General features: G+C 41.8%; 1 protein-coding gene. It reads left to right on the top strand.

Annotated elements, in window-relative coordinates:
- On the top strand, positions 1-638 hold a 638-nt coding region (locus R8N47_RS24915; RefSeq protein WP_318186071.1), incomplete at its 5' end, for a hypothetical protein.
- Positions 639-742 lie beyond the last annotated feature (104 nt).

Here is a 742-nt window from a genome sequence, read left to right as displayed (position 1 = left end):
AATCCCAACAAAACTATGATCGAGAAATAGAAGAGATCCATCATGCTCTCAACAACAAGCTGCACCTTTTGTTGGAAACATCGCGCTTTGAAAATAAACCCATGTATCGTGTGTTACAGATAAAAGTCAGTAAGTTGCTCGAACAATGGCAGGAAAACAGCATCGCGAGAAATCAAATGGAGCACGGAAAGCTGATTCGACATTGTTTGTTCTTAATGGATGAAGTCACTATTGCGTGGCTAGCAGTTGAGCAACGAGATGAGTTGCATGATGAGTACCACATGAATTGGCAAACCATTATCGATAGCCTCGAAACCTTGACTCAACTTCGTATTAGCATTCAAGACTTAAACGAACAAGGAGGAAGCGTTCGAGTAAAGAACTACGCATCTGTAATGACACGTAAACTGAATCAGTTAGCGGTAATAGCACCATTGACTATCGCAGCGCCGATCTCCGTACGTTCGACACAAGCGTTAAACGACTATGTCGAAGGAAAACACACCGGACTAACAGAAGAAGAACTTTATGGCATCACCTCAGATCTGTCACTGACGATTTTCAATACCTATGATCACGTGCTATCAGATATTGTCGAAACACTGTATTTGCCTTTACCCAGACTCTCATTAGCCTGAAAGACTCATTTTTCGACATAATTGCATGAGGAACTAGATCAAAAGCCGTAAGTAACGAGCAATAAAAAACCGCAGGCATTGCCTGCGGTTTTTTCTAACTTTGC

The sequence above is a fragment of the Vibrio sp. 2132-1 genome, from assembly GCF_033344315.1.
Note: the sequence above shows the minus strand (reverse complement) of the source record. Positions and strands in the feature narration are given on the sequence as shown.